We start from the raw sequence: 23,381 nt of genomic DNA on the forward strand, positions 1-23,381 counted from the left end.
AGTGACTCTCCTTATCCTGCCTGGGTTTTTGTTGCGTTAATCAGGCGGTTCAGCGAGTGGAGCAGCATGCCTACGCCGGTAAGTGCCATAAAGAAGAAAGAGAGCGGGATGAGCGCCTTGATGATCCAGCGGTGGGGGAGACCGCCGGGATCACCACTGCTTTCACCCAGCTCAAATGCTTCCCTGGCGAAATCGATGCCGTAGTAGATAACCAGAACAGCAAAAGGGATGAGGAAAACGATTGTGCCGAAAAGGTCTACGATGGCTTGGGTCTTTTCACTCCAGCGCTCGTAAAGTACATCTACGCGAACATGGCCACCGGCCTTGATGGCATAAGGGACGCCAAGCATAAAGACCGCAGAAAACAGGTGCCATTCCATCTCTTGTAAGGCGATGGATACACTGTTGAAGGCATAACGCATGACAACATCATAAAAAACGTTAACCATCAGCAGCAGGAAGAGGGTACTGGCGATCCAACCGAGGGCATCGGCTGCGCGGTTGATAATCCGCTCCATCATGATAAGGCTTCGCATAATTACTCCGGGGCGAGGCTGAAATACAAAAATGCGGCGCCGGTTGGAACCGGCGCCGTGTTGCTGGGGGTATTACTTGATGTCCAGGTAAGCCTGGTCAGAGATTTGTGTCCACTGGCGGATCTTGCCCATGTATTCTTTCTGTGAAGCCAGGATCTTCTTGGCTTGCTCATCCTTGGAGGCATGCTCTTCAAGCAACTGATCATTTGCTTTTTTAACTGCATCCATGACTTCAGCAGGGAAGTTCTTGACCTGAATGTTCGGGTATTCCTGCTTCATGGTGGCCCAGTTTTCGGCACTGGCGTGGGCGTTGTGGACATACATGTCGTAAGCAGCGGTACGCATCGCGACGCGCAGGATTTCCTGCAGGTCTTCCGGCAGACGTTTCCAGGTACGCTTGTTAACCAGGAACTGGAGCTCGGTTGCAGGCTCATGCCAGCCGGTGTAGTAGTAAGGGGCAATCTTGTGGAAGCCCATACGCAGGTCAAGGCCCGGGCCTACCCACTCCAGCGCATCGATAGTGCGGCGCTCAAGGGCGGTGTAGAGTTCACCCGGTGCGATGTTGGTCGGGCTTGCCCCCAGCTTCGCCAGTACTTCTCCGGCAAAACCCGGAATACGCATTTTCAGGCCGTCGAGGTCCGCAACGGAGTTAATTTCTTTCTGGAACCAGCCGCCCATCTGAACGCCGGTGTTACCGCCAGGGAAGGAGAGCAGGTTATGTGGTGAATACACTTCTTCCATCAGCTCCATTCCGCCGCCGTGGTAGAACCAGGCATACTGCTCTGATGCAACCATGCCGAACGGCATTGTGGTAAAGAAAAGGGTATTCGGAACCTTGCCTTTCCAGTAGTAAGAAGCGGAGTGGCCCATGTCGTACTGACCGGCCTTAACCATGTCGAATACGCCAAGCGGGGCTTTGTGCTTGTTGGCTGAATCGATGCGGATTTGCAGGCGACCGTTTGACATTTTTTCTGCCATTGCCGCCATGTTTTTAGTCGCGTCACCGAAGATAGGGAAGTTAGGCCCCCAGGTTTCAGCCAGTTTCAATCGGTAAACTTTTTCAGCAGCAAGGCTGGAAGCACTGGTTGCTGTGAGGGCGATGACGCCCATGGTGACCAATGCTTTTTTAACAGTACGGGAGATAAGACTCATGTTTTACGTCCTTTTGTGGTCTTTGTCGTGTCGTCACTCCATTAGGATGTAAAACATTTCTGTAACATGGCACTCGCATCAACACGCACGTAAAGTTAATAAGTAAGTTGCGTATCCGACTTGAGTCGTAGTGGGATGCGCGTAAGTAGTTTTCCGTAAGGTGCGTGTAAGTAAGCGAGAAGCCTGAGATTTGGCGTATCCAGTTTGCGGCGTGTCTCCACAAAGAACTACGTAGCGGTGAAATAAGCTATGTTGTTAATTATGTGTAAATAATGTGAGCCCGTTCACTTAGCCTGGAAAGCTGGTGTACTGATACAGAGCGATTTGGCCAGTTATGGACGTATCGCTTAGTACCTTTGATTCTTGGATGCTAGCGAATTGTTATAATATAACAATTCTAACTAAGGCTTCCTTGTAGTATGCTTAGCGCCTTCCTGAAGCAGGCAATTTATAGCCAGTAGTGGAGTAGTAGTAGATCGATATGGTAGAAGTCAGAGCACGAGTTCCGTTTAAAGTGGGAATTGGCAGCCGAATTCCGGCAGAGATCCTGTCGTTCAGCGGGCTCGAAAGTGACAAAGAGCATGTGGCACTGGTGTTCAACAAAGCGGATGCAACGGAAACGCCTTTGGTTCGCTTGCATTCTGAGTGCCTGACGGGTGATGTTTTCCATTCATCACGCTGTGACTGCGGTGAACAGCTTGAAGAGACCATAAACCGTATGGGTGAAACCGGCGGGATTATTTTGTACCTGCGTCAGGAAGGGCGGGGTATTGGCCTCTACAACAAACTGGATGCGTATAAGCTCCAGATTGAAGGTATGAACACCTACCAGGCGAACAATCATCTTGGCTTTGATGATGATCTCCGCGACTTCACTGAGGCGGCCGAAATGCTGAAGGCGCTGGGCGTCGACAAAATTCGCCTGGTGACTAACAACCCTAAAAAGATTAAAGAGCTGGGTGATCACGGTATTGATATTGCCGAAGTCGTTGGTACACAAGCCTATGTGAAAGACGACAACGCAAGCTACCTGAAGGCGAAACAACAGCACGGTCACCGACTGGTGCTGGATGAAAAGAAAGCCTGACACCGCACCGGGCTAACCGTACATTTGAAAAGCAGCGTTGATTCGCTGCTTTTTTGTATCCGGGCTTGCGGGCTAACCCGGTTTCCTGCTCAGCCTTGTCACAAAGGCTGAACAGCATTTCCAGAGAGTGCAGTATTGCAGACATTGCGCTCAATACATTATTTTTTCTAATGCCAATGATAGAAATCTATCGTGCTGAGCGTCACAAATTTCCTTGTCTAAAAACTGCGAAACCCCTAATATCTCGCGCCGTAGCGAGATAACCTCTAATAAATGCAAAAAATCCTCGTGATTATCTGCTCTTATCCCTACGTAAAATTCTAAAAATTCCCTTTTTCACATTAGATCATTTTGTCAGGAGATGCGGTATGTCTTCGTCTGTCCCATTGGCGAGGTTAACCTTCCTTATTGTTGTCTTAACCGGTCTTGGTCAAATGACCCAGACGCTTTACGTGCCGTCAATCGGCCACATGGCGAAAGACTTCCTGGTTGACCCGGCGTCGTTGCAGGCGGTCATGGCGTGTTACCTGATCCCGTATGGACTGTCACAGTTTGTCTACGGAACCCTGTCAGACCGTTTTGGCCGCAAGCCAATCATTATGGTCGGTCTGGTTATTTACCTGATGGGTACTTTACTGGCCCTGTTTGCGCACGAATATTCCCTGTTCCTGGCGGGCAGTTTTATCCAGGGCCTCGGTATTGGCTGCGGCGGTGTGATGTCACGTACGCTGACCCGCGACTGTTTTGAGGGTAAGGCGCTGCACAAAGCCAACAGCCTGGTAAGCATGTGCCTGATGTTTTCTCCGCTGATTGCCCCGGTGCTGGGTGGCTACCTGACGTCGGTATTTGGCTGGCGGAGCGGCTATATGTTCCTGGCACTGTTTGGTGCGGCAGTTGTGATTGCCATGATGTCCTGGTTTGTTGAAACCCTTCCGGCATCTGCGCGCAAGAATGAGCGTGTTTCAGACAGCTACCGATACGTGCTGGGCAACCGCCGTTTTCAGGGATACCTGATTTGCCTGGTGGCAACCTTTGCGGGTGTCGCGGTATTCGAGGCAGCGGCGGGCGTATTGTTGGGCGGCACGCTGCACCTGAAACCAACGCTGGTGAGTATTCTGTTTATTGTGCCGATTCCCGGATACCTGGCCGGTGCTGCACTGTCGAGCATGATTGCATCGCGCTGGAATGAAAACCGCGCCCTGAACTTTGGCCTGTTTGCCATTGTTGCCGGCGCACTGGTTGTGCTGATTCCGGGTGCTTTCGGCCATACAACCGTGCTGACGCTGATTGGCGGTGCAACAACCTATTTCCTCGGTGCCGGCATTCTGTTCCCTGCTGCAACAACCGGCGCGGTATCTCCGTTTCCGTATCATGCGGGTACAGCCGGTGCGGTATTGGGTGGTATGCAAAACCTGGGTGCCGGTTTGGCAACAATGGCAGCATCCTTTATGCCAGCCGATAACCAGATGCCTTTGGGCATTCTGATGCTGGTGGCGTCAGTGTTTGCGATGCTGGGCCTGCGCCGTGTACACCACAACGTGCCACCTCAGGAAATGCCACTTACCGTATAAAGAACGCTTACTTTACAAAGAAAAAGCATTCCAGATAAAACAAACCCGGCCTTGAGCCGGGTTTGTCGTAGATAAGCGGTGGCCTTAAACTCAGGCGTCCCGTTTCCACAGGATGTGACAGAACTTTTCATCCGGGTCACGGCTTATCAGCATACGTGCCAATACGACGGCAAGCTTCTCTTCGTCAGCGATGCCAATGTTAATTTCAGCAAAGCGCTCTTTATCTACCGGAAAGCCGACTTGCTCATCCCAGTCATCCGCAACGTCAACGGCGACGGCAGCACCGAATTCATCGAACTTCTCGCGGTACAGTTCGAGATCGTTATATTCCAGGTTGTCTTCCGCCATCTCTTCCAGAATGTCGAAAGCCACTTCCAGTGCGTCATCAAATGACATTAAAGCGTCTTGAGTCATGGTTTAACTTTTTTGGTGAATGTCGGCACTACTATACCAGTAACGGCCTTGATTTGAGCCGGGATTACCGGAAAATAAGTGCAATAGAAGATTCAGAGCGTTAGATAGTGTACCAATCATCACCCCGAGCCAATATGCTGCCGGAACCGGACAGGAACGGACCGCTGCAGGATGAATACCGCCAGCCTGTTGAGCAAATCTGCCGGCAGTTTTCCAGGGTTTTGGGAAAGAACCTTGTCAGTGTGTATGCAACCGGAAGTGTTGCCTGGCGCCGTGCTGTCTGGAGCCGTTCTGACATCGACCTGCTGGTGGTAACCCGGATTGGGTTGTCATCCCAGCAAAAATCCAGCTTCCAGTCCCTTTGTTACCAGATGGTACGCAGCAAGCCTGAATGGGTTGATATTGACGTCACCTTGATCACTGTTGGAGACATCGCTGATCTTGGCAATTTATTGCGGTGGGGCTTTCTGTTGAAGCACGCTGCGGTGCGCGTGCACGGTGATGAGCTCTCCACCAGTTTCGGGCACTTTGTCCCGAGCTGGGATATCGCCAAAGCGGTCAGGGGAGACGTAAAAGGCCGGTATGCTGTCCTTCGCAGGAAGATGGCAACGGCGACTCAATGGAAAACCCAGTTGGATGCAGCGGAAGAGTCCGCCAAGCTCTGTATTCGATCCGCCTACGGCTTGGTGTTCCACCGGGAAAAGCGCTGGATTGAAAACCCAACCGAATGTGCAAAAGCGCTCGTTAAGTATTATCCGGAGCAGGAACAAGTCTTTGAACGCCTGTTGTTGGTGGTGGACAGGTTGCCGGTAAAGAAGCGGGCCGTTGTCACCATGCTTGACAGTGCATTTGGTTGGATTGAGTCTGAAACCGGGAAGATTGATCGCCGTATAGGCTGAAAACAACCGTTGGGTAAGGCTTTACGCCAGCAAGGATTCCAGACACAGCAGGAACTTTTCTATTTCAGGTTCGTTGATCGTCAATGGTGGGCTGAACCTGAGTATGTTCCCTTTTGGGTAATATCCAACCAAGTACCCCTTTTCCAGAAGTGTTCTGTGCAAGTTTGTCACAGAAAGACGCGCATCCGGGTGAAATTCAATGGCCAGCAGCAAGCCTCTGCCCCGTGTGTTTTTCACAATATCAAACCGCTTTTCAATCTTTCTCAAACCATCAAGGAACACAGCCCCCAGGGTGGCAGATCTCTCTATGAGTTTTTCATCCTTGATAACCGAAAGGACTTCATTGGCAACCGCACAACCCAGCGGGTCATTTTGGTGGGATTGGACGTATGTAAAGGCCTGACTCTCCAGTTTGTCAGCAACTTCGCGCTTCATGGCCACCGCGCTGACCGGGTAGCCTGCACCCAGGCCTTTTCCCAGGGCAACAACATCGGGTTGAAGGTCATAGTGCTGATAACCAAACCACTTCCCGGTTCTTCCCATCCCGGTTGTCACCTCATTAACAACAATGATACCGCCGTGCTGTTTTACGTTTTCTGCCAGGTTTTCCACGTAGGTTGTTGGTGGAAAGTGAACGAAACTGACACCACTGCCACCGGGCTCAAAGACCAACGCGCCGATTTTCTCATAGGGAAGCGCTTGTAGGGGAGGAGGGTTATTCCAATCTATTTGTATCCACTCGTCACTTCGTTGGGTACCGGCGCTGCCGTAGGAGGCGAGGTGGGCATTTGACGAAGATATACACAGCGGCCTTTGGGTATAGGCTTGGGCGATTTTTACCCCCAGCTCAACAGCTTCACTGCCGGAACTGAGAAAAACGCATTTTCCTCCGGGCATCCCGTTTTGATTGAGAATGCGTTCCGCGGCCTGATGGGCGAATGCATTGAGAAACCGTGTCCCGAGGTGGACGAGTTTGTTTGCCTGTGTTTCAAAAACGCGGTTCACACGCGGGTGGCAGTGACCAATCGACGTACACCAGATGCCGGATTCCAAATCTACGAACCGGTTACCCTCATCATCATACAGATAACAGTTGTCCGCCTTTACAAATGTGTTATTTAAAACTTCATGGCATTTCAGGATGTTATCCATAGACACACCCATCATCACACCTTCGTCGCAGCATAAGGCATCCCTTCAAGATAGGTAGATTACAACAACCTACTTAAGGAAATTAAACGATGGATAACGTGTTGGAGATGTTTCACTTTTCAGAATCAAACTCGGAGGGAGGCAGTCAATCGACGGCGATGCCTGCGAACAGTTTTCGGTGCCACATATCCAATGCGAAAAATCCTAAGTGATTCGGTTAATGATTGGTTTATTGATGTGATGAATTGTATTTGATTCACTGCTTGGCTTGCAAAATATCAGCTTGAATATCACGCAATTTGATTAATGATTGAACTGTGAAAATATATGTAATCGTTATCAAATACCGCAATCGAGATTATATGCAGAATTAATGACTATTTACCCGTTTACAAACCAAATCAGATTCGATAACCTGCATTTGAAGCGAAATTTTAGTTTTTATTTTTGGCAGTCGCCGTTTTTATGGAAGTCGCACGATGGAAAACACTCAAACAATCAAGAACATCCCGGTGACGACAAGAAACCTGATCATGTTTGTCGTCCCGTCCCTGTTGGGCATATTTTTGTTCATGACACCTGTTGCCTTTGGTGACAGTGTCACAATTCCAATTGCCGTGATGGCAAAGAGCATTCTCGCTGTACTGGGTGATGAAGCGACAGTGGTTGTTAGCACCATCGTGGTTCTGAGTGCACTGGCAACGGTGGTTAACCTGGTGTTCAAACCCAAAGCGATCCAAAAATCCCCGTTCTTGAACGGATTGCTGAGCCCTACAGTGCCTTGGGCTGCTACCCGTGTTGTAGGTGCCACCTTTATTGTGATGACCATGATGGGCTTTGGTCCTGAGATGGTAACCAGCAGTGCGACGGGTGCTTTCATTCTCAATGATCTGCTGCCAACACTGCTTTCTGTCTTTATTTTTGCCGGCCTGTTACTTCCTCTTTTGACTAATTTTGGCTTGCTGGAAATGTTAGGCGCGGCGTTTACCCGTTTGATGCGTCCTATGTTTGGTTTGCCAGGACGTTCAGCTGTTGACTGTGCGGCTTCCTGGTTGGGTGACGGCAGCGTCGGTATCCTGATGACCAGCAAGCAGTATGAGCAAGGCTATTACACCCAGCGTGAAGCGGCTGTTGTTGGTACAACGTTCTCTGCGGTTTCCATCAGTTTCAGTTTGGTAGTGGTTGCCCAGGTTCAGCTTGAACACCTGTTTGCCCAGTTCTACCTGGCGGTATGTGCAGCGGGGTTTGTGGCTGCTGTGGTTGTGCCTCGCCTGCCTCCGCTTTGCTGGAAAAAGAATGAGCTTATTGACGGCCGTGCAGAGCACAACCGTGAAGAAACACTGCCTCAGGGAGAGTCCGCACTGAATTACGGTTTCCAGTGTGCCATTGAGCGTGCATCGAAAATCCGTTCAATCTCTGACGTAGTAAAAGAAGGCGTCCACAATGCGATTGATATGGTATTTGGCGTGCTGCCTGTGGTCATGGCTATCGGTACAATTGCCCTGATTGTGGCGGAATACACCAGTGTGTTTACTGTGTTGGGAATGCCGTTTGTCCCGCTGCTGGAAGCCCTGCACATTCCGGATGCAGTAAAAGCATCTGAAACTATCATGGTCGGTTTTGCTGATATGTTTATCCCGGCGATCCTGGCGGCCGATATTGAAAGTGACCTGACCCGTTTTGTTATCGCAGCACTGTCAGTGACCCAGTTGATTTACCTGTCTGAAGTGGGTGCACTGCTGCTGGGCAGTAAGATCCCAGTAAAACTGTGGGAACTGTTCGTTATCTTTATCCTGCGTACTTTGGTTACCCTGCCGGTGATTGCGGGTGTTGCCCACCTGATTTTCTAACGCTTTCGCGCTTCCATACCGAGCCGGCCCTGTGCCGGCTTTTTCGTTGTTAAAACAATTCTTGCCAATGTTATTGAATGGTGTTTTATTAATCGTAATAACTCAGGGGAGTGAGGTGACGAAATGAAAGTGGTTGTGTTACATGGCCTGTATATGCACGGCATTGTGATGTTGCCGCTTTGCAACCGGATAGAGGAAGCCGGGCACGAGGTTTTGAACCTAAGTTACCACACCACGAAACCGGACATCCCCGAGCTGTTCTCAAAAATCGATACCTTCATAGGGGATGCACCATGTTGCCTGATAGGGCATTCAATGGGGGGCGTGATCTCACGCGCCTATCTCGATGCCGGCTCACCCCAATCTGATAACGTCAGGGCGGTAATCACACTGGGTACTCCCCATCAGGGCTCAAGCCTGGCCGGTTTTATCCGTTCCCTGGATTTGGATGAATTTATGTTCAGGGACAGCAAGCGGTTTCTTTTGCCTGATGATGTGCATGAGTGGCGCTACAAAGCAAAACTGCACAGCATTGCCGGTGACCTTCCGATCGGCCCGGCTACGCTGTTCCTTCCTCGCGCCGATTCAGACGGTACGGTGTTGCTGGAGGAAACTAAAATCGAGGGGATGGAAAGCCACGAAGTGTATCCTTTTGCCCATACTGCACTCATATACTCCAGACGGGTAACTGAACGGATTCTTGCTTTGCTGGATCATTACTCTGCGTAGGCCAAGGGAAATATCACATTACGCGAGTCTCAAATATGAGAATTTCCCCTCGGTTGTTTTTTAGTTTGGGTGTTCATTTCAGTGTCAATCAGAGGAATGAAAAAGCACTGATAATCCATTGCCATCTTATCGATGTGTAGTGTGATTCCTGCTGAAAAAAACCGCCAGCCACGTTCGTGTAAGCCAGAGGATATTTATTGCACGTAGCGCCGACGCCTCTGGGTAAGGACCGGTTCTATGAATCACTATTTATTATTCCTGAAATAATACCCATCCATCGTTCCAAATGGATTTATAAAACAATGCTTTTCTTATTGAATTTATAAGCAATTATAAACATAAGGTTGCGGCACGGATTTATGAATTACCCGGTAATTGTTTCACAAATAAATGTCGGGTTGGTTTTTGGCACGATGGCGTTACTAGTGATAATGTTGTTAACAATGAGATATGTCCCGGATGCCGGAAAATCAGGCGCTTGGACTTTGTTTTTAGGCGGTGGGGTGTCACTGCCAGCGCAATGAGCAATGGAGCTGCGAAATTGCAAATCTGGAATTCTTTGCCGTTTAAGCATTCCACGGTTGTTTTAATGGTAACCCTGATTGTAGGAACTGTATTGTCATCAGTTTCTATATACCGTGATCTTGGGGCACTGAGAGACTCGTTGGATAAAGAGCTTTCTAATGTACTCGAGATGAACCGCTCGCAGGCTCTGCTCGCCGTCTATCAGGTCAATAGTCAACAAGCCCGCAAACTGACAGAAGGCTTGCTTCAGCATCCTGCTCTTCGGGGAGCAACGTTAATTGATGATTTTGGAGAAGAGCTCTCCAGTAATTACAGGAATTCCGCAAGTTACAGCTCAGTAACGAATTGGCTTTCAAAACAACTCTTTGCCCAGGAACACACGCTTTCGATCGAGTTTTTGATTCCACCATTTAACCAGTCCCAGGGAATGCTGACGATTGTGGTGGATGACAAATACGTAATTAATGAGTTTGTAAACCGATCAGCCATCCGGTTGTACCATGATCTGACACACGCAATTGTCGTCTCCCTGTTACTGCTCATTTTCTTCTATTTCTACCTTTCGCGTCCCATCAAGGACATTGTTGCGTGGATCAACGCTCTGTCGGATGACAAAAAAAGCAAGCTCCAGGTTAACTACCCATACCGGGCTAATGATGAGTTGGGACGCCTCGTCAATCAATTTGCCGCAGTCTGGTCAGAGCGTCTGTCGGCCCGGGATGAGCTGTGGAAACAGGCTATATCTGATGAGCTGACAAAAGCGCCAAACCGCAGGCATTTTCTCGATACGGTGCGCGAGCGGGTAGCCGCGAGCTATTTGGGTGATTATGAATTTGCCATTATGTATATCGATCTTGACCGGTTTAAAGAGATCAATGACTCAATGGGGCACCATTTCGGGGATATTTTGATTACAGAAGCCGCTATGCGCCTGAGCCGGGTAGCTGGGTCAAATATGTTGGCAAGAATCGGTGGCGATGAATTTGGTTTAATCATTAACGGCCCCAGGGTTACCAAGAAAGAGCTGGAAGTATTGGGTTATAAGCTGATTCAGTCCCTGGAAATGCCATTCCATATTCAGGAGCATGTCATTCACTTGTCCGGGAGTATTGGAATTGCCCGGTGTCCGCAGGATGCCTGCGAGGTGGATGCAATACTGCAACATGCCGACCAGGCCATGTATTCAGCGAAAAATGCCGGCCGGGGAAATTTTAAATTTTTCTCTGCAGATCTTCAGCAATCGGTAATGGAAAAGTTTGCGCTGACGTCTGCGTTACGCCTTGCTATGGAGCGAAAAGAATTCGAACTCGCGTTCCAGCCCATTGTCGATCTCGAGCACTCACGGGTGGTAAAGGCTGAGGTGTTGTTGCGCTGGAACCATCCTGAACTTGGGTATGTGCCGCCATCAAAATTTATTCCTTTGGCTGAAGAGACTGGACTGATTATTCCTATTGGGGATTGGGTGTTTCGAAAAGCCCTCATCCAGACTAAATACTGGCGTGAAGCTTATGGGATAGAGCTCCAGGTGAGTATCAATATGTCCCCGGTTCAATTTCGGATGTCCGAGCAAAAATTTGATAGTTGGCTGTCGATGATTAGTGAGCTCAACTTACCGGGATCAGCATTAAATATTGAGATTACTGAGGGTTTGCTGCTTGATGATTCTCCAGCGGTGACCAGTAAACTTCATCGTTTTCGCGAAAAAGGCGTGGCTATATCCATTGATGATTTTGGGACGGGTTATTCATCGCTGGCTTACCTGCGTAAATTCGATATCGACTACCTTAAAATTGACCGCCAGTTTGTGAAAGGGCTTGAAAAGAATGAAGACGATATTGCGTTGTGCCAGGCGATTATCAGCATGGCTCACCGGCTCGGTATCAAAGTCATCGCTGAAGGGATAGAAAGCTCATCACAATTTAAGCTGCTCAGAAAAGAGGGGTGCGATATGGGGCAGGGCTTCTTTTTCTCGAAAGCGGTTTCGGCTACGGATTTTTCTACCAACTTTTGGCGGCCGGACTATCTTGATGACCGCCTTGCCTGATAGCCCGTTAATACCTGTACAGGATTAACATTCAGGGGCGCTTGCTGCTGCGCACTTCCTGCACTGCAAACCCCTGGAATGCATCAATTCCCAGGTCTGCTAACTGGCTTCTCTGCTCCGTACTCTCAATGCCTGTTGCTATCGTAATGATATTAAGGTTGCCTGCCGTCCGGGTGATGGAAACCAGCGCATCTGTACGCTGGTTATCGTTAAGGTTGAGAGTGAAAGCGGAGTCGAGCTTAATGTAATCTGGCCTGAAGGTTTCCAGCTCTTCAGCGGAACTGAAATGGTGCTCAAAGTTATCGATGCCATATCCAAACCCGAAGTCGTGGATCATTTGGCACAGGCTTTGTGTGTTTTCCGGCTCTTTGATAAAGCTGATTTCCGGTAACTCAAACAAAATGCGGTCCCGGAGCAGGGGATAGGTGCGAAGCTTTTGCTGCAACCAACGTTTGAATCCCTGATCGGATACGCTGGTATGTGTAAGGTTTATGGTAATTGGGCCGGGATAGCTTTCCTGGTTCAGCCTGAAGATAAAGGTGCTTACAACCAGTTTGTCGACCTCTACTGCCATTGGTGTGCCGGCGATGGCGGACATGAATTCGCGTGCCGGGTAGGTTTCATCCCCCCTGCGTATCATGGTGTAAATTTCAAAATACAACGGGTTGGCGTTCCGGCTCAAAGAAGGTTGAAGGGCAAAATGGAACCGGCGATTTGAAATTGCCTCTTCTACTAATTGTTGCCACTCTTTTTTACCCAATGCATTCTGAATAAGGGCGCTTTCAAGCACTAATACCCGGTCAGGCATACCTCTGGCCCGTGCCAGGGCATTATCTGCCTGGGCAAGCATTGTGGAGACGTCTTGCATAGAATTGTCTCTCATCACTATAGCCAGGGCACCTTTGGCATTGCCGGATTGTTCATTTGCACCATGTTCAATTTCATTGGCGGTGAAAAGTAACAGCCTTCCCTGGGTTTCCAGATCCTCTCTGTTGCCCAGTGTATCAACCAGCATAAATTCAGAATGGCTAAGGCGGGCAATGATAGTTTCTTCCCGGATATGGGCTTTCATCTGTTCAGCAAGTTTGGCAACGAGCTTATCTGCCTTTTCATAGTCCCGCTCACTGTACAAATCTTTTACCAGGTCAAACTGGAAAAGGGCGATTCCTCCACGCCCAGGGCTTTTAAGCCAGCACTCCAGGGTTGGAATAAGAAAACTACGGTTAGCCAGGCCAGATACCGGGTCCTGATAGGCCCGCTTCCTGAGTTTGTCAGCTTCCTGCGCATGTTGGAGGTGCAGACTGCGAAGATGATCGCTGCTGGCGTTGATCGCCTCAGCCATTTCCTGGAGTTCATCTTCAGTATCAGAAATTGAAACTGGTGCCGGCAATGGTGTTTTGGTTTCAGCTAAATGATTCAAAGCCATACGCAGTTTTTCAAGGGAACGAAGGTTTTTTCGCTGGCTGTTAAGAAGGGGAAACAGCAGAAAAAGGCCCGCAGCAGTAATCAGGATGAGGTGAAACAGAGCCTCTTCCCAAAGGGAGTCAGCCACCTTAGATGTGTTCAGGGAAAATGTCAGCTCCCCCATCTTACCGTTAGAAACCAAGAATTTTTCGTTGTAGGTACTGGAAGGCATAACCAATGCAGAAAACCAGGCCGGGGCCAGAAGTTCTCCTTGGAGTGTCGTACTGGTTAGATAGATATCCCTGTCATCAGGAAAGGTGATTGCCAGGCGATGCAGCTCGCCTGCAGAGAGCAGGGGATGAAATAGCGCCTCCAATGTCTGGTATCCGGTACCGGGCGGGATGCCGTTGAGCACTGAAATGGCTGTATATGAGATATGTTTTTGGGTATTGGAAAGCCAATGTTCTGCAGCTTTGTGGCTGAGATTTAAAGTAGCAAACCATCCTACAACTAAAAACAGAGCTGTCACTAGAATGCTGGTGACATGAAAGTGGCGAAACAGCATTTTTTCGCTGTGGCTGTCGGTCATCAATTACACCCTTACATCTATATCTGTTGTGCCTGTTGAAACCGTTAACATCAAATAACAAGTACTTTTTATTATCAGTTACTCATAAATGTAGCGCAGGTTCGGGAGTTTGTGAGAAAAGGCAAAAGTAGGCGTTGCGACGGGACAACTGACTTAGTCGAATAAAACAGCCGTTTTTCTTGCTCTATTTTTTTGAGCAAACATAACTGTCTGATTTTGTAGTGCTGAACAAAACAGTCTCCTGAATAACTATAGTTAAAACAATGAGATGTGCCCGAGAAATTGAGTGGGGAAATTTTAATCAAATGTCAGGATAACTACAGAATCCCGTCTATACTTCATAGTCCGGACACTATAAAACTATATGAGTAAGGACTTTGACATGTTAGCGATTCACCGCGATTTTGTTCTTGAAAATAAAGCTCATCATCATGTCCATGTCGCAGTGATACCCAATGGCACGCTTGAGATAGATGTTGAAGAAAGCAGGGAGCATTATTGTGTAGATTTAGACCAGATTGCTTTTGAACAAAAGGGCAAGATTACCTGGATGATCTGTATTGAAAGCCCAAGACATTGTGATACCACACAATGGAAAATACCGATGTGCAGGAAAGACGCATTTGACCTGGCTCATCTGATTGATGATGCGGAAGATGATCTTGAAATCCTCATGCGCGATTTGATATGAATAAAATAAAATGTAAATTGCATGTTAACTAATATTTAATATGGCATTACTTGCGTGATGCCATATAACTGACCAAAAACTAGTCACTTTTCCATTCCAATTCCCTTTCTTGTGTTTTACCATGTCTTTGAACCGAAAAAACCATTGAGCAGCAATGGAGCTTGATTGTGTCGACGTGTCTTTCTTGATTCGAACCCAAGTGAGACAGGAGCAGTTAATGCAAAAAACTGCAATTGAACTGGCCGAAGGGGCATGCAACCACCTAAATCCATTTTACGGTGGTGTATCCAATCAGATTTTTACCTGCACATTCTTTAACAGGATGTGGTATTGCCTGCGTCTTTATCCTGTTCTTTTTCCGCCAGCTTTGTTGGCAGCCCGAGATATGAACCGAAAAAACGGAAAATAAAGAGGTAATAACCGTGAACCTTAAACTTGTCGGAAGCTCCCTCATTGTTGCAGGGACGGCTTTGGGGGCAGGTATGCTTGCCATCCCAATGGTCCTGGCTCAATTCGGCCTCCTGTGGGGCACTCTCCTTATGCTTTTTATTTGGGTGGGTACCACCTATGCTGCCTTACTGCTTCTGGAAGCCAGTTGCAAAGTGGGTGGCGGTGCAAGTATGAACGCTATCGCCAGGGAAACGTTGGGAAAAAGTGGGCAACTTGTTACCAACGGCCTTTTATACGCACTGCTTATCTGTCTTTTGATGGCCTATATTATTGGTGCCGGTGATCTTGTACAAAAAGTTGCAGCGAATGCCGGTTTCACTCTCTCCACACTTTCAAGCCAGGTTGGCTTTACCATCGTTGCCGGTCTGGTTGTCTCAATGGGTACTGCTGTAGTAGACAAATTAAACCGCCTGCTGTTTGCCGGCATGATTGTCGCCCTGGTGTTGACCCTCATGGCTTTGGTACCAAACATGACGCTGGTAAATCTGGCTGATCATGTCAGTAACGATAAAGTTGCCCTTATTAAAACCAGCTCAGTACTGTTTACCAGTTTCGCGTTTATGGTGGTTATCCCGTCATTGGTGACCTATAACAAAGGCGCATCCAAGTCCCAGTTGCGTAATATGGTTATTCTCGGGTCGGTGATCCCGCTTGTGTGTTATTTGCTGTGGCTCTATGCGGCAGTTGGTAACCTGTCATCTGATCAATTGGTACAGTTTGCCAGTGTGTCAGAACTGATTTCGGCACTGGGTGCCAAGTACGCCGGGATGGAGCTGATACTGTCTGTCTTTACCGGTCTGGCGCTGTTGACGTCCTTCCTTGGAGTGGCAATGGCTCTTTATGACCAAAATGCAGATATCATTAAAACCAGCCGCCCTGTGCTTTTTATTGTTACGTTCATTTTGCCTTTGATAGGCGCAGTAATCGCACCAGAGCAGTTTCTGGCGATACTGGGTTATGCCGGTATTATTCTTGTGTTCCTGGCTGTATTTGTCCCTATGGCAATGACGCTGAAGGTTCGCAAAATGGAAAATGTGCTGGTGGAAGCTTATGAAGCGGGTGGCGGTGCGATGGCTATGAGCCTGAGCTTTGTCTTTGGCTGCTTCCTGTTGTTGGCACAAGTCATCTGACAAAAAGTATATTTAGGTCAATTAAGCCCTGGATTTTATCCGGGGCTTTTTTACATTTGGGTATCTGGGATACAAATAAAAACAGGCATTGCTGTTGGCAGCAATGCCTGATCAAGATGATCGCAAAATGTTAGCGATTAACTGGTCTGAATGGCAAGGGGAACCGAACCCTTGGCATTCTGTGGCACATCCACTTTTCGAACCGTTGGATATGCCTTACTCGAAGGAGCGCGAGTATATGAACCGTAACTTGCCGTTACGTCGCGAATCATACAAAGAATCGGAATAACTCACCATAGCCCCGGATTTTTTGCCGATAATCTTAGGTGTAAATGCTGCTTTACAGTTCAAAGTGGCGCTCCAGACAGCAAAGTGCAATATGGTGTGTTGTGTTTTTGGGTTTTGCTCATTCAGACTGGTTTAAATCATCTCTGACCAATGCATGATTCCAATTACTGGTACCTGGAAAGATGGGGAATTCTTGATTAACTGACAACTGCCAAAATTTAGTGACCTTTGGTCTATTCTTGTTTGACAGGGCGCATTATTATGCAGGACAAAAATAACAAGCAGGCAATGCTTTATGGATGTGAAACTTAAAGTACTTTGCAGACTGGAACCCGGTTGCCTCGGTCCCAATGGTATAAACCATATTGAGGCATTCTGTGGCGTGGCGCAGAAACCAATTCAAAGTTTGCTGGGTGACAGGATTGAATGGGAATTGACACCACGTTATGACAAATCAGAACCTGAATTTGACTATGTGCTGGCAAACCGGCTTTTGACTGAAAGTCAGGCGGAAAAATACCTTTCTTCCCTGGAGCTGACTCCGGAAGACGTAGAAGAAATGTTCAATGAAAGGCTGACCGGTTACATCACCCAGTTCATGGAAAGGGTCTGAAGCAGTATCTGTAATTGTTATAAAGCCCTTCTGGGGTATAAACCAGAAGGGCTTTTCTATGCCAAAATAATCAATCAGGCGTTTAGTACAAACTTTTCAATCGCTTGTGCTACACCATCATTGGCATTGGTGTCAGTGATGTAGTCCGCGATCGCTTTTGTATCGTCATCGGCATTCCCCATAGCGATACCCAGGCCAGCCCATTCAATCATATGGTGGTCATTCCCGGCATCACCCATGCAAATGACTTCTTCCTGTTTAATATCCAGGTGTTCAGCCAGCGAAGCGACTCCTGCGGCTTTATGACTGTTTTTATTCATGATCTCCAGGAAGAAAGGCGCACTGCGAACCACGGTATACTGTTCGTAGAGAAATTCCGGAAGGGTATCAACAGCCTTTTGCAGGATCTCGGGTGGATCAATCAACATCACTTTCATGACGACTTCTTCGTCATCGAGCTCATTAAAGTCGATTTCGGTAATAGTGAGCTTATTGATTGTTGCTTCGTGTTCAGTGTAGTGGTTGTTTTTTGGTGTGATCAGGCCAAGTCGTGTCGTGAAGGCATGAATATTCACATGAAGATCATTCGCCAGTGAAGCGATGTTCTTGGCATCTTTGCCGGTCAGCAATTGGCTTCTAACGGTTTCACCGGTTTTAGCACACACCACCATACCGCCGTTGTAACAAACAGCAAAATCCTTGTCTGAGTTGAAACCCAGCTCCTCGATATAGTGAGTCATACCTTCCAGCGGGCGACCGCTTGCCAGCGCAACGGTGACACCTTTGCTGCGTGCTTGGGTAATTGCGTCCTTGGTGCGAGGGGAAATTGAACCGTCGGGAGACAGCAGGGTACCGTCCATATCGAGTGCGATGAGTTTGTACATGTTTGCCACTTTCACAAAGAGGGAAAGCGGCAGTGTAATGAAAAGCCGGTACGCAACCAATCGATGCAGGTGACTTTTACTTTTATTTAATGAGCCGTTTACCTAATTGAAATGATTGGTCAGGGATGCAGTTGCTCTAAAAGGTAAGCCTTCATGCTTTTTGCCGCGGCAGACGCCTTGCCTTCCGGATGGTAGTAGAGATTTAGGCTCCAGTCACTGGTACCGAAATCGGGTAACAGGGCGACAATCTCCCCTTTGCTTAATGCTTCCTTGAGCAAAAAAGCGGGGAGATACCCGATACCTGCACCGAACTTCACCCCCTGCAGCAGCAAATCACTGTCTGCGACTTCCAGCGTTTTGGGGACTTTTATGATTTGGGTTTCACCATCCCGGTTGAAAATCCATTCGTTACCCCCGGTTAGGGTGGCAGCAAAAAGACACCGATGGTGAAGTAAGTCTGCCGGATCATCCGGTTCACCATATTTCTTTATGTAATCTGGCGACGCTACAACGACAAACGGGCTGCGCATGAGCTCTCTTCGCACAAGATGAAGGTCTTTTTCCCGGTACCCCTGGTAACGTGCGACAGCAGAAATAACCAGATCACAGTCAGCCGCGTAATCCAGCGCGTAAGAGGTCACCGTTAAACTGGCTGTTACTCCCGGATTGGATTCAAGATACCGGGACAGGGGCTCCATCAGCAGGTGGTTGGCATAGGCGGGTGTGACGGCGATATTAAGGTGACCTTTATCGTGTTTCAGAAAACCAAACATCTCTTCTGTCAGCCTTTCTGCGCTGCTCAGCAAGGGGGAGAACTCGTCAAACAGTTTCTGCCCGGCTGGGGTAGGGGTGAGCAGGCGGTTACTCCGGCGGTAAAGTTCCATGCCGAAATGCTGTTCCAAATCCTGCAGCCAACGGCTTCCGGCTGAAACGGAAATATCCTGTTTCCTGGCCGCTGAAGATATAGACCCGGCTTTAACTACTTCCACGAAAAAAGCCATTTTATCCAGCATGTTGATTTACCTGTCCGGGGTGAGATGTTCACATTTTCCGCGTGGTTGAGACTAATCTCAATAATAGGGGAAGTGTTCTGTGCGCTCTGGCTTGTTTGGCAACGTTCAGGGTCAGGTGTATTGAAGCAGCATAGGTTTTTTGCCCCAACAATGAGAGAGGATAAGCATTTTTAACCTTGTTACCGACAGTTGAGACGCTACAGCATTGGGAGCCGCAAAGTAGGGTGGTAAAGTATTTCCATCACGATTCAGGGAAAGTTGTATATGGATTTATCTGTGCTTGTTGCACTCTTTGAGGAAAACTTCGAACAGCATGGTCACCTTCCTGTTGATCAGTTGCCAGATGATGTCGTGGAGCTGCTGGATGCCCCGTTTGCGCTGGTATGCATGACTATTGTCTGTGCCTCGAGTCCTTATAGTCCCGAGCAGGAAGAGTTTAACCGGTTGCTTTGCTGGCTGGATCTGGCATCGCTCCAGTTTGCGATTACTGCAAAACACGAACCGGAGATGGCAGAGGATGTCATTTCTACGACCTCCCGAGTACTTCACCAGGCTGCACAAAATGGTGTCGGCAGTCAGGTTATCTTCTACATTGCCAACCTGCTTCGCCGTAACCGGATCCCTCTCAGTGAAGAGGTGATGCACGACGTTACCCAGGGGTTTGAGGAAGACAATGAATTTGGTTCCATGGAAATGTCGCCTGATGATCTGGTGACAGAAATGGAAGAATTCGGTATCGATTCAGCGGAGAGTTTTGCCCAGTTCTTTATTGACCAACTGGCCATGCTTCCGGAAGGGGCATGCTATCCCCTGTTTAACGCACTTATGGCCAAGCCTTGGGCCATTGATGCGGCTGTCTTGCTTCTCAGCCACTATGACGATGTGGTACAGGGAGAAGTCCGCAGTTTCCTGTCATCTTTGACTAAAACCCAGTGGCGTGGGCTAAATTACCGCCGCCACCTGGTCATACTTCGCCACTTTGCAAATAAAAGCTTGCGCGCTGACATCGACCGGTGGTTAAGCCTGACGCTGGGTAACGAACCGGCTGCTCCAAACCTCGGTATAGTGAAAGAAGCCATCGCATCATTGGTAGACGGTTCCGATTCGATGACACTCTCACTGCTTGTCCATAAGGACGATAAGCTAATTCTGTGGACTGGGCTGTTCAAGCTGGATTCCGGGCTGACAGAGGGTTACTGCCAGTCGGGCATTACCATTGAAGACTGGCAGGATGTGTGCGAAAAGTCCCGCGAAAATGCCTTCACCTATATGGTCTCTCCTGCGCTGACAGCCAGTGTATTGCCGTGGATGTTGGAACGGAACCAGTCAGTCGGCACACCAGTCGATACCGATTCCCTGATGCTGCTGGGCATGCTGGAAGACAGCCTGAGCCAGCCGCAACAACTGAATGCCAGTGAAATGCTGATGCTGCTTTTGGACGGCACCCCATCAAAAGATGCTATACAGGAAGCACGCCTGCGCAGCGAATTTTTGCTCCATTACCCGATGGTCGAAAGCTGGGCAGATTTTCTGGTTCCGGATGGATGCCTGTCCAGTGAAGATGTGATGATGGCGGTGTTCGACTCCAACAGAGAGCGGCTGGCAGAACGATTCATGCTCTGTGGCCTGGTATGCAGCTATGCGGTCGGGGACAGTAAAGAAATTGCCCAGGACGCCCATATTTTCCTGCTTAATGCCCATAACATCCTCCACAATGCCATTAACCCCAACCGGCGGTATCCGCTGTTAAACCGCCTGGCGGACATTGCTATCCAGGATGCCCAGTACGAACAGTTCAGGGAGAAGATTCTGGAAACCAACAATGATCCCGGTGGCACCTTTGTGTTGAAGGTTGAGCTCAAGGATTGCAAACCGGCTATCTGGCGGCGTCTTGAAATAAGCAGCAAGGCCTCGCTGCTGGAATTCAGTTCCGTACTGCAGTGTGCGATGGGATGGGAGGGTTACCACTCATTTGAATTCAGGGCGAATAACGAAGTGTTTCCACCCCTGGACGACGAGAATGCCGATCCGAATACAGAATTGGCACTCGTTACCCTGGATATGTTGCTGAAAAACCCAGGGGATGAAATGGTCTACTGTTACGACTTTGGCGATGACTGGCAGCATAAAATATCGCTGGAAAAAGTTCGTGATAAAGTCTGTGTCATGCCAAGGGTCACTACCGGGAAGCGTGCCGGACCACCGGAAGACTGTGGGGGAGTACCCGGTTACCAAATGTTGCTGAAAGCCCATCGACGGCGCAGTGATGAGGATGCCGAAGAGCTTGACTGGGCTGGCTGGCATGATGGTTACGATCCAGCATATTTTGATAAAGATGCGGCAAATGCTGCTATTCGTGAGCTTTACGAGTAAACAGTTTGGAACTGGATACAGATCCAGTTCCGTTTCCGGCCAGTTTGGTTAATCCGGTGTGGTACTGTGTCCTTACGGATCGGATAAAGAGTACAGACAATGCTGGATATGACGGAAAGCTGGCGACGGGCCCGGGAATCCCGTGATCACCGATTTGACGGTAAGTTCTTTGTTGGTGTGGTGACAACCGGTATCTACTGCCGGCCAATTTGCCCGGCGAAGACCGCCAGTGAAGAAAATGTGCGGTATTTTCACTCTGCTGTTGAAGCTGCGGGGCAGGGGTTCAGACCCTGTTTGCGCTGCCGACCGGACAGTGCGCCAGGTTCCAACCCTTGGAAAGGGGTAGATACCACGCTGGAGCGGGCCGTTTCCCTGATCGACAGCGGATACCTTCATCAACAATCTGTCACTGATCTTTGTCACAGGCTTGGCGTCTCTGACCGGTACCTGAGAAAACTCTTTCACAACCGGCTGGGCCTTTCACCAAAACAGTATTCCCTATACCAACAGGTACTGTTTGCGAAAAAACTGCTGCATGAAACCCGTCTCCCGGTATCAGAAATTGCCTTCGCTGCGGGTTTCAACAGTGTACGCCGGTTTAATGACAGCTTTTCCTCTGCGCTGAAACTGACACCATCCCAAGTGCGGGGTAAGACAGAAGTGACTGCAGGCCCGGTTTCCATCCGGCTGGCATACCGGCCTCCTTACGACTGGGATCGGTGGCGGGTATTTGTTTCAGCCCGGTTGATCCACGGAATGGAGTGGCTGGATGAACACACTTATGGCCGGACGTTTGCTGTCGAGGGGGCTAAAGGCTGGTTTATTGCCAGGCACCAGAACAGCGAAAACTGCTTTGATGTTGAGATTCACCTCAATCAACCGGCTGCGTTGTTTAGGGTAGTGAAAAGAATACGTCGTATCCTAGATCTGGATGCCGATCCGCAATCTATCCATAGCCATCTTTCATTGATACAACAGTTGGGTGAGCGTTTAATACCCGGACTTCGGATTCCCGGGGCCTGGAGCACGTATGAAGCTGGTATAAGGGCGGTGTTGGGTCAACAGGTTACTGTGACTGCTGCTACCAACATGGTAAGGAAACTGGTATCTGAATACGGCGAATCGGAGGCGGAACGTTTATGGTTCCCGGCTCCATCCGCTCTTGCTGCATCGGATATCCATTGCCTTAAAATGCCCGGCGGCAGAAAGCAGGCACTACGCGATCTGGCCAGGCTTTGTTCCACCCAAGAAGGAAGTGAACCGGAAAACTGGCTTTCCATCAAGGGAATAGGACGCTGGACGGTTGATTATGCACGTATGCGTGGCAGTGGGGAGCCTGATATATTTCTTGCGGGTGATCTGGGGGTTGTGCGCAAATTAGAAGCCATGGGGATTAATTTGGACCCTGATGAGGGTGCTCCATGGCGAAGCTATTTAACATTCCAGCTTTGGAATCTGAAATAATGTTTTGGAGAGAAGGCCATGTACTATCATTTTTATCACTCTCCGCTGGGAAAAATACGAATCACAGCATCGGATAACGGTATCACTTCGCTGATGTTACCGGTACAGCAAAAAGTTGTACCACTGTGTGAAGAAGCGATTGATATCGACGAGCCATTCACTCTTATTGTAAGCCAATTGGACGAGTACTTTGCGGGCAAACGCGATTCATTCAATGTCAGGCTGGATGTGAAAGGTACGCCATTTCAGCGCCGGGTTTGGGATGCGCTTTGTGATATCCCTTACGGGAACACAAGAACCTATGGTGAGCTGGCAACGATGATTGGTAAGCCTACCGGATCCCGGGCAGTGGGCGCGGCAAATGGACAGAACCCGGTAGCCATCATTGTCCCTTGTCACCGTGTTATTGGCGCTGATGGCTCACTTACCGGTTACGCCGGTGGGCTAGATGCCAAAAAGGCACTTTTGGCACTGGAAAGGGAATTTTGTTGAATCAGTGATATTGAGAAGGCAACAAAGGAGA

General features: G+C 48.9%; 21 protein-coding genes. 14 read left to right on the forward strand and 7 right to left on the reverse strand.

Features of this window, described 5'->3' with window-relative positions:
• Window positions 1-11 precede the first annotated feature (11 nt).
• The gene (locus NF212_RS07925) at window positions 12-536 is read right to left on the reverse strand and encodes a TRAP transporter small permease subunit (protein ID WP_434360410.1); all 525 of its coding nucleotides are present in this window, start codon (window positions 534-536) and stop codon (window positions 12-14) included.
• 72 nt (window positions 537-608) lie between these two features.
• Window positions 609-1,688, reverse strand: a complete 1,080-nt coding sequence (locus NF212_RS07930; RefSeq protein ID WP_434360412.1) for a TRAP transporter substrate-binding protein — start codon at window positions 1,686-1,688, stop codon at window positions 609-611.
• A 481-nt stretch (window positions 1,689-2,169) separates the two neighbouring features.
• On the opposite strand from NF212_RS07930, the gene NF212_RS07935 reads away from it, so the two are divergent.
• Window positions 2,170-2,775, forward strand: a complete 606-nt coding sequence (locus NF212_RS07935) for a GTP cyclohydrolase II (RefSeq protein ID WP_434360414.1) — start codon at window positions 2,170-2,172, stop codon at window positions 2,773-2,775.
• 368 nt (window positions 2,776-3,143) lie between these two features.
• Window positions 3,144-4,346 (forward strand): multidrug efflux MFS transporter EmrD, encoded by a 1,203-nt coding sequence (gene emrD / locus NF212_RS07940; RefSeq protein WP_434360416.1) that lies wholly within the window; start codon window positions 3,144-3,146, stop codon window positions 4,344-4,346.
• A 90-nt stretch (window positions 4,347-4,436) separates the two neighbouring features.
• On the opposite strand, the gene NF212_RS07945 is transcribed toward emrD, so the two are convergent.
• Entirely contained in the window at window positions 4,437-4,760 is a 324-nt protein-coding gene (locus NF212_RS07945) for an HI1450 family dsDNA-mimic protein (protein ID WP_434360418.1), read from the reverse strand.
• A gap of 107 nt (window positions 4,761-4,867) precedes the next feature.
• Here NF212_RS07945 and NF212_RS07950 point away from each other — a divergent pair, with 107 nt between their 5' ends.
• Window positions 4,868-5,659, forward strand: coding sequence for a hypothetical protein (locus NF212_RS07950; protein ID WP_434360420.1), 792 nt, complete (start codon window positions 4,868-4,870; stop codon window positions 5,657-5,659).
• 21 nt (window positions 5,660-5,680) lie between these two features.
• Here NF212_RS07950 and NF212_RS07955 read toward each other — a convergent pair whose 3' ends face one another.
• On the reverse strand, window positions 5,681-6,811 hold the full coding sequence (locus NF212_RS07955) for an aspartate aminotransferase family protein (RefSeq protein ID WP_434360422.1): 1,131 nt from the start codon (window positions 6,809-6,811) through the stop codon (window positions 5,681-5,683).
• 479 nt (window positions 6,812-7,290) lie between these two features.
• Here NF212_RS07955 and NF212_RS07960 point away from each other — a divergent pair, with 479 nt between their 5' ends.
• From NF212_RS07960 to NF212_RS07975, 4 genes are all read left to right on the forward strand, one after another.
• A complete protein-coding gene (locus NF212_RS07960; RefSeq protein WP_434360424.1) occupies window positions 7,291-8,661 on the forward strand; it encodes a YjiH family protein in 1,371 nt (456 codons plus the stop codon).
• Window positions 8,662-8,784: 123 nt separating this feature from the next.
• Window positions 8,785-9,390 carry an alpha/beta fold hydrolase gene (locus NF212_RS07965; RefSeq protein ID WP_434360426.1) on the forward strand — a complete coding sequence of 202 codons (606 nt, stop codon included), beginning with the start codon at window positions 8,785-8,787 and terminating at the stop codon, window positions 9,388-9,390.
• A gap of 344 nt (window positions 9,391-9,734) precedes the next feature.
• Window positions 9,735-9,914: a hypothetical protein gene (locus tag NF212_RS07970; RefSeq protein WP_434360428.1), complete on the forward strand. Its 180-nt coding sequence runs from the start codon at window positions 9,735-9,737 to the stop codon at window positions 9,912-9,914.
• Window positions 9,915-9,979: 65 nt separating this feature from the next.
• A complete protein-coding gene (locus NF212_RS07975) occupies window positions 9,980-11,959 on the forward strand; it encodes a putative bifunctional diguanylate cyclase/phosphodiesterase (protein WP_434360430.1) in 1,980 nt (659 codons plus the stop codon).
• A 31-nt stretch (window positions 11,960-11,990) separates the two neighbouring features.
• On the opposite strand, the gene NF212_RS07980 is transcribed toward NF212_RS07975, so the two are convergent.
• Window positions 11,991-13,952, reverse strand: a complete 1,962-nt coding sequence (locus tag NF212_RS07980; protein ID WP_434360432.1) for an EAL domain-containing protein — start codon at window positions 13,950-13,952, stop codon at window positions 11,991-11,993.
• A gap of 382 nt (window positions 13,953-14,334) precedes the next feature.
• Between NF212_RS07980 and NF212_RS07985 the strand changes: the two genes are divergently transcribed.
• The 4 genes from NF212_RS07985 (at window position 14,335) to NF212_RS08000 (ending at window position 17,124) form a co-directional block, all read left to right on the forward strand.
• The gene (locus tag NF212_RS07985) at window positions 14,335-14,643 is read left to right on the forward strand and encodes a hypothetical protein (RefSeq protein WP_434360434.1); all 309 of its coding nucleotides are present in this window, start codon (window positions 14,335-14,337) and stop codon (window positions 14,641-14,643) included.
• Window positions 14,644-14,860: 217 nt separating this feature from the next.
• On the forward strand, window positions 14,861-15,052 hold the full coding sequence (locus NF212_RS07990; RefSeq protein WP_434360436.1) for a hypothetical protein: 192 nt from the start codon (window positions 14,861-14,863) through the stop codon (window positions 15,050-15,052).
• A gap of 13 nt (window positions 15,053-15,065) precedes the next feature.
• On the forward strand, window positions 15,066-16,223 hold the full coding sequence (locus NF212_RS07995; RefSeq protein ID WP_434360438.1) for an amino acid permease: 1,158 nt from the start codon (window positions 15,066-15,068) through the stop codon (window positions 16,221-16,223).
• A 583-nt stretch (window positions 16,224-16,806) separates the two neighbouring features.
• Window positions 16,807-17,124: a hypothetical protein gene (locus tag NF212_RS08000; RefSeq protein WP_434360440.1), complete on the forward strand. Its 318-nt coding sequence runs from the start codon at window positions 16,807-16,809 to the stop codon at window positions 17,122-17,124.
• Between the two features lie 74 nt (window positions 17,125-17,198).
• Here the strand turns inward: NF212_RS08000 and yidA are convergent, their stop codons facing one another.
• Together yidA and NF212_RS08010 are read right to left on the reverse strand one after the other, a co-directional pair.
• Window positions 17,199-18,008 (reverse strand): sugar-phosphatase, encoded by an 810-nt coding sequence (gene yidA, locus NF212_RS08005; protein WP_434360442.1) that lies wholly within the window; start codon window positions 18,006-18,008, stop codon window positions 17,199-17,201.
• Window positions 18,009-18,127: 119 nt separating this feature from the next.
• Window positions 18,128-19,021: a LysR family transcriptional regulator gene (locus NF212_RS08010; RefSeq protein ID WP_434360444.1), complete on the reverse strand. Its 894-nt coding sequence runs from the start codon at window positions 19,019-19,021 to the stop codon at window positions 18,128-18,130.
• 264 nt (window positions 19,022-19,285) lie between these two features.
• Here NF212_RS08010 and NF212_RS08015 point away from each other — a divergent pair, with 264 nt between their 5' ends.
• The 3 genes from NF212_RS08015 (at window position 19,286) to NF212_RS08025 (ending at window position 23,350) form a co-directional block, all read left to right on the forward strand.
• On the forward strand, window positions 19,286-21,394 hold the full coding sequence (locus NF212_RS08015; protein ID WP_434360446.1) for a plasmid pRiA4b ORF-3 family protein: 2,109 nt from the start codon (window positions 19,286-19,288) through the stop codon (window positions 21,392-21,394).
• Window positions 21,395-21,493: 99 nt separating this feature from the next.
• Complete coding sequence (locus NF212_RS08020; protein ID WP_434360448.1) at window positions 21,494-22,858, forward strand: DNA-3-methyladenine glycosylase 2 family protein; 1,365 nt, start codon at window positions 21,494-21,496, stop codon at window positions 22,856-22,858.
• A gap of 18 nt (window positions 22,859-22,876) precedes the next feature.
• Window positions 22,877-23,350, forward strand: a complete 474-nt coding sequence (locus NF212_RS08025) for a methylated-DNA--[protein]-cysteine S-methyltransferase (RefSeq protein ID WP_434360450.1) — start codon at window positions 22,877-22,879, stop codon at window positions 23,348-23,350.
• The last annotated feature ends 31 nt before the right edge of the window (window positions 23,351-23,381 follow it).

Origin of the sequence: Parasalinivibrio latis (assembly GCF_036825535.1) — a bacterium.
GTDB lineage: Bacteria > Pseudomonadota > Gammaproteobacteria > Enterobacterales > Vibrionaceae > Parasalinivibrio > Parasalinivibrio latis.